At 60.8% G+C, this 6,549-nt stretch carries 6 protein-coding genes; 5 read left to right on the top strand and 1 reads right to left on the bottom strand.

Annotated elements, in window-relative coordinates; all coding sequences use genetic code 11:
• The 4 genes from GFJ39_RS03685 to GFJ39_RS03670 form a co-directional block, all read left to right on the top strand.
• Nucleotides 1–485 (top strand): hypothetical protein (locus tag GFJ39_RS03685; RefSeq protein ID WP_228391772.1); only part of this gene is annotated, 485 nt, incomplete at its 5' end.
• 143 nt (nt 486–628) lie between these two features.
• Nucleotides 629–2,047 carry an FAD-binding oxidoreductase gene (locus GFJ39_RS03680; protein WP_153429913.1) on the top strand — a complete coding sequence of 473 codons (1,419 nt, stop codon included), beginning with the start codon at nt 629–631 and terminating at the stop codon, nt 2,045–2,047.
• Between the two features lie 55 nt (nt 2,048–2,102).
• Nucleotides 2,103–3,605, top strand: coding sequence for a malate dehydrogenase (quinone) (gene mqo / locus GFJ39_RS03675; RefSeq protein ID WP_153429911.1), 1,503 nt, complete (start codon nt 2,103–2,105; stop codon nt 3,603–3,605).
• Between the two features lie 118 nt (nt 3,606–3,723).
• Nucleotides 3,724–4,542 carry a DeoR/GlpR family DNA-binding transcription regulator gene (locus tag GFJ39_RS03670; RefSeq protein ID WP_062455291.1) on the top strand — a complete coding sequence of 273 codons (819 nt, stop codon included), beginning with the start codon at nt 3,724–3,726 and terminating at the stop codon, nt 4,540–4,542.
• 9 nt (nt 4,543–4,551) lie between these two features.
• On the opposite strand, the gene mntR is transcribed toward GFJ39_RS03670, so the two are convergent.
• Entirely contained in the window at nt 4,552–5,043 is a 492-nt protein-coding gene (gene mntR, locus GFJ39_RS03665) for a manganese-binding transcriptional regulator MntR (protein WP_011253581.1), read from the bottom strand.
• Nucleotides 5,044–5,212: 169 nt separating this feature from the next.
• Between mntR and GFJ39_RS03660 the strand changes: the two genes are divergently transcribed.
• A complete protein-coding gene (locus GFJ39_RS03660; protein ID WP_228391771.1) occupies nt 5,213–6,547 on the top strand; it encodes an Nramp family divalent metal transporter in 1,335 nt (444 codons plus the stop codon).
• Nucleotides 6,548–6,549 lie beyond the last annotated feature (2 nt).

The raw sequence follows: 6,549 nt of genomic DNA, 5'->3' as shown, positions 1-6,549 counted from the left end.
CTCGACCCGGCATGTTCACAGCCGGCAGCAATATTCAGATGACCGTCCGCAAAACCCTTCTTTCACTTGCCCTGTTCACGTCGCTGGTCGCGCAGACTGCCTGTTCCGGTGATCTGGTCCTTGAGAAGCGGCTGACCCCGGCGGATACCCTGCGTGAGACCAAAAACCGGACCGTTGTGCCCGGCACGTTCGTCATGACCGTGAAAAGCGTGAATGTCTTCAACAAGATGGTCTTCCTCAATTCGGAAGATTCCTATCTAGACCGGGCCAATGTCGCCGTGCAGATCACGTCCGCCGTGGCCTATAATGCCGATATCCGTTTCGGCGGCGATTTCCGCAAGATGGTCCTGAACCGCAAGATCCTGGTGATCGGATCGGCCATGAAGGTTGGCGCGGATCTGGAACAGGGGATCATCGTAAACAACAAGGACGATTACCGGACCTATATCTTCGTCAGCCGGGCAAGCAATATTTTCCTGCGATAGTCACGGATAATATCTGATCTTGCATCGTGTATTCATTTGCCGACAGATTATTCCATTTTATACCCCCATATTGATCCGAAGATATTTCCCAGGGCTCCGATCCGGCTTATGAAGGGCATCCTTTCTTCATGCCGGAACCAGTCATGACCACCTCTTCCGCCTCCGCTCCGGACCGCCTTCAGGCCGTTCTCAAAGCCCTCCAGCCCGTCATGGGCGAGCGGATCAGCACGGCACCCTCCGTTCGCGAAGAGCACAGCCATGGCGAGGCCATGAACGCCTCCCGCCTGCCCGAAGCCGTGGTCTTTGCAGAAAGTACACAGGATGTCGCAACCATCCTGAAGCACTGCCATGAATGGCGGGTGCCGGTCGTAGCATTTGGCGCTGGCACTTCAGTGGAGGGCCATGTCGTGCCTCCCGAACAGGCCATCAGCCTCGATCTGTCCCGCATGACGGATATCGTGGAGCTGAACGCCGAGGATCTGGACTGCCGGGTTCAGGCGGGCATCACTCGGCAAACGCTGAATGTGGAAATCCGCGATACCGGCCTGTTCTTTCCGGTCGATCCGGGCGGAGAAGCCACGATCGGCGGTATGTGCGCAACCCGTGCCTCAGGCACGGCCGCCGTGCGCTACGGCACGATGAAAGAAAATGTGCTGGGCCTGACGGTTGTTCTCGCAACCGGCGAAATCATCCGCACCGGCGGACGCGTTCGCAAGTCATCCACCGGCTATGACCTGACATCACTGTTCGTCGGGTCTGAAGGCACGCTTGGGATCATTACCGAAGTCCAGCTCCGCCTGCACGGGCGACCGGACAGTGTTTCGGCCGCGATCTGTCAGTTCGAGAACCTGCATGACGCCATTCAGACCGCCATGGAAATCGTACAGTGCGGCATCCCCATCACCCGCGTGGAACTGATGGACAGTGTGCAGATGGCCGCTTCCATCCAGTATTCCGGCCTGAACGAATATCAGCCCCTGACCACGCTATTCTTTGAGTTCACGGGCTCGCCCGCAGCCGTACGCGAGCAGGTCGAGACGACAGAAGCCCTTGCGTCCGGTAATAACGGTCTGGGCTTTGCCTGGGCCGAAAGTCCCGAAGACCGCACCCGCCTGTGGAAGGCGCGGCATGATGCCTACTGGGCCGCGAAGGCCATCGTTCCGGGAGCGCGCGTTATTTCCACGGACTGCATCGTCCCGATTTCCCGTCTGGGCGAACTGATCGAGAGCGTGCATCGCGATATTGAAGCCTCCGGCCTGCGCGCGCCTCTTCTGGGTCATGTGGGCGATGGCAATTTCCATACGCTCATCATCACGGACGACACTCCCGAAGGGCACCAGCGTGCCCTGGATCTGGACCGCAGGATCGTGGCCCGCGCCCTGTCGCTGAACGGGTCGTGCAGCGGGGAACATGGCGTGGGCATGGGCAAGCTGGAGTTTCTGGAAACCGAGCATGGGCCAGGAAGCCTCAGCGTGATGCGCGCCCTGAAGAACACGATGGACCCGCACCATATCCTCAACCCCGGCAAACTCCTGCCGCCCGGGCCTGTTTACACGGGCTGAGCTTTCGGAGATCTTTCAGCCGCCTTTCTTTCCAGCCCTGCCGGATTTCAGCATCATGCCGTCACTCTCCAGCCTCTGCCCCGATATCGTCCTGATCGGCGCCGGGATCATGAGCTCCACGCTTGCCGCCCTGCTGCGCGAGCTGGACCCGTCGCTTTCGATGGTGATGTTCGAAACCCTCTCCGACTGCGGGCAGGAAAGCTCTTATGCCTGGAACAATGCCGGGACCGGACATGCAGGCAACTGCGAACTGAACTACACGCCCCAGCGCGCGGATGGCAGCGTCGATATCTCCAAGGCGCTGGCCGTCAATACGGAATTCGACCTCTCCCGGCAGCTCTGGGCCCACTGGGTGCGTGAAGGCCGCATTGCCGATCCGGCCGCGTTCGTTCAGCCCTGCCCGCATATCAGTCTGGTCTGGGGTGCGGAGAATGTGGCGTTCCTCAAGGCCCGCTATGAGGCCATGGTCGCCCATCACTGCTTTGCCGACATGGAATATAGCGATGACCCGGCCGTCATCGCGCAATGGGCCCCGCTCGCCATGGCTGGACGCGATACGACACAGCCCATCGCGGCCACGCGCATCAAAGAAGGCACAGACGTCAATTTCGGTGCCCTGACCCACGCCCTGACCGCATCGCTCAAGACCGACCGTAACGTCTCCATCCACTACAACCATCGCGTCACGGATCTGACCCGAACCGAAGGCGGCCGCTGGCGTGTTACGGCAACGGATACTGAAAGCGGTCACGCCACAACGGTCCTGACGCGCTTCGTGTTCATCGGCGCAGGCGGCAATGCCCTGCCGCTTCTGCAGGCGTCCGGCATCCCCGAAGCATCGCATTATGCTGGCTTCCCGGTCAGCGGACTCTGGCTGCGCTGCACTGATCCGGCCATCACACGCCAGCATCATGCCAAGGTTTACGGCAAGGCTCCCGTCGGCTCCCCGCCCATGTCCGTCCCGCATCTCGATACCCGTGTGATCGACGGAAAATCCTGCCTGCTGTTCGGGCCCTATGCCGGTTTCTCCACGAAATTTCTCAAAAGCGGGTCGTGGACGGATTATTTCCGCTCCCTGACGCCGAAAAACATCATTCCTGCCCTGACGGCCGGAAAAGACAATCTCGGCCTGCTGGATTATCTCGTGAAACAGGTCATCCAGACCAACGAGGCGCGTTTCCGGGCCCTTCTGGACTTTTATCCGACCGCGCGCCCCGAGGACTGGAGCAAGGTCGTGGCCGGGCAGCGGGTGCAGATCATCCGGCCCGATAGCGGCCTGCACGGAAAACTCCGCTTCGGCACCGAACTCGTCAAAAACGCCGACCGCTCTCTTGTCGCGGTGCTGGGTGCCTCCCCCGGCGCCTCCATCGCGGCCTCCGTGGCACTTCAGGTCGTGCAGGACTGCTTCCCCGAGCGCCTCATGGAAGGCGACTGGCTGCCTCGTCTGCGGCAGGTTTTCCCCGCCTATGGCGTGGATCTGACACGGGATGCAGCAGCCTGCGCAACGCTGCGCCAGCACACGGCGCGTGTCCTGGGGATCGCCAGCGAGGCCGGATAATCACCTTTTTAAGGACGGATTGTGTTCATGAGACGTTACAGACCTGTTCCGGCCTGATATGATGAATGTGATTTTATAGTCATCTGTTTGCTTTCACGCTCAGGAATCGATTTGAGACATGACTGATGGTCCGGGCTCCGTGATCCCCACCGCCTTGCCGCAGAGTTCAAAACGACGGGATAATTCGGCCCGCCAAAAACAGATCCTCGACGTTCTTCTCGAAACCGGTAGCGCTACGATCGAAGGTCTGGCCGAGCGTTTCGATGTCAGCCGCATGACGATCCACCGCGACGCGCATGCGCTGGTCCAGCAGGGTCTGATCGACAAGCTGCATGGCAGCATCGTTCTGCGCAACAAGGTTACAACACAGAAAACCGTCAATTTCCGCCGCTCGCGGGCGACGGATCTCAAGGACGCCATCATCCAGCGAGCCATCTCGCTGATCCAGCCCGAGCAGGTTCTGGTTCTGGACGATTCCACGACCGTCGCCGCGATGCTGCCCCTGCTCCCGGCTCTGGCCCCCCTGACGATCATTACGAACGCCGTCGGCGTGATCCAGGCACTATCGCCCTATCCCAACCTGAAGCTGATCTGTCTTGGCGGCGACTACAATCCGCCGCGCAACGCATTTTTCGGTCTGGTCTGTGAACAGGCAGCACAGTCGCTGCGGGCGAACATGATGTTCCTCTCGACATCCATCATCCACAACGGAACCGCGTTCCAGAACGATCAGGACGTGGTGAAGGTCAAGCGGGCCATGATGGACATCGCGGATCAGTGCGTCCTGCTGGTGGACAGCACGAAGTTCCGCAAGGGCGGGCTGCACCGTCTGGCGTCCCTGTCGGAGTTTGACCGGGTTCTGACGGACTCCCATCTCAAGCCGTCCATTGCCAAGGCCCTGGCGCAGGACGACGTGAAGCTCGAAATCTGCACCTGACTCCCGTTCTCAGGCGTCGGGCAGCGCCTGCATGAACTGTTTCAGATTTCCGCGGAGCGCCTTTTCGAACAGGGTAAGGGTTTCGCTGCCGACATAATGCTCCACGCCTTCGGCATCGACGCGGGCATTTTCCTCGCTCACGCCCAGCGCCAGCAGGAACGCTTCCACGATCCGGTGCCGGTGCCGCGCCCTGTCCGCCATGTCCTGCCCGGCGGGCGTGAGGAAAACACCCCGATAGGGCTTCTGCGTCACATAGCCCTCCGTCGCAAGGCGGGCGAGCATCTTCGCCACCGTCGGCTGTGACACGCCCAGACGCCCGGCGATATCGACCTGACGGGCCTCCTGCCCCTCGGACAGCAGATCCGAGATCAGTTCCACATAGTCCTCGACCAGCACATTGCGCCGCGCCTCGCGATTGGCGCGGAACCCTTCGGAATGGGTTTCGACGTCAGGCAGCGTCTCCTTGGGCGCGATATCCCTGAGACGTCTTTTCCGTTCCATGCGCCGTCCTGTACCTCCATGCCAAAAACATTATTCACGGCGGAATAAAACATTCCCGACATGTGTGCCAGTAGGATCCATCACGTTTTCCCAATATCCTCGTTTTTCATGATACTCATCAATATAGCACATTGAATATTCGTCTCCGATGGGATTGAATACCCTCCTGATGTCAGACACCTCTTCACCCCGCGTGCCATCCCCGGCCATCCGCCCGAGCCTGCCCGATGCCTTCTCCAGCATCCGGGTTCCGGGAGCGGACGCATCCTGGTTCAGGCGCTTCCTGGCTTTTGTGGGGCCGGGGTTCATGGTTTCGGTCGGGTATATGGACCCAGGCAACTGGGCCACGGACCTTCAGGGCGGATCGCGCTACGGCTATACGCTGCTCTGCGTCATCATGCTGTCGAACCTGATGGCGATCCTGCTTCAGGCGCTTTCCGCCCGCCTCGGGATCGCGACGGGGCGGGATCTGGCGCAGGCGTGCCGGGATCATTTCTCGCCGGGCGTGAACATCGTGCTGTGGCTGGCCTGCGAGCTGGCCATCATCGCCTGCGATCTGGCGGAAGTGATCGGCACGGCGGTGGCGCTTCAGCTTCTGTTCGGGCTCCCCCTTCTGGGCGGCGCGCTGCTTTCCATTCTGGATGCGCTGGTCGTGCTGCTGCTGATGAACCGGGGCTTCCGGTATCTGGAAGCGTTCGTGATCGCGCTTTTAGGCATCATCGCACTGTGTTTCGGCATCCAGATTGTCGCCGCGGCCCCGCCCGTACACAGCATTCTGGCCGGCCTCCTTCCCGATCCGAAAATCGTGACGACACCGGGCATGCTCTATGTCGCCATCGGCATCATCGGTGCCACGGTCATGCCGCATAATCTGTATCTGCATTCCTCGATCGTGCAGACCCGAGCCTATAAACGCACGCCGGCCGGCCGCCGGGACGCGATCCGCTGGACGACCTGGGACAGCACGATTGCCCTGACGCTGGCGCTGTTCATCAACGCGGCGATCCTGATCGTAGCGGCCGCAGCGTTCCACACTTCCGGCCATCAGGACGTAGCGGAAATCCAGGATGCCTACAGGCTGCTTTCCCCGATCCTCGGGCTTGGCATGGCGTCCACGCTGTTCGCACTCGCTCTTCTGGCGGCAGGCACGAACTCGACGATCACCGGCACGCTGGCCGGACAGATCATCATGGAGGGCTTCCTGCACCTCCGCATCCCGCACTGGGCACGGCGTCTTCTGACCCGCGGGCTGGCGATCGTGCCCGTGGCGATCGTCACGCTGATCTATGGCAACCAGGGCGTGGGCGATCTGCTGATAGCCAGTCAGGTTATCCTGTCGCTGCAACTGCCCTTTGCCGTCATACCGCTGGTCATGTTCGTCTCGGACCGACGGAAAATGGGCGAGTTCGTGATTTCAACACCCGTTCGCATAATCTCATGGGGCGTTGCCGGACTGATCCTGCTGCTGAACTTCAAGCTGCTTTACGACACGCTGGCGGGCTGAGC

It is taken from the genome of Gluconobacter aidae, from assembly GCF_009547075.1.
GTDB lineage: Bacteria > Pseudomonadota > Alphaproteobacteria > Acetobacterales > Acetobacteraceae > Gluconobacter > Gluconobacter aidae.
This window is presented reverse-complemented; position numbering and strand designations above follow the sequence as displayed.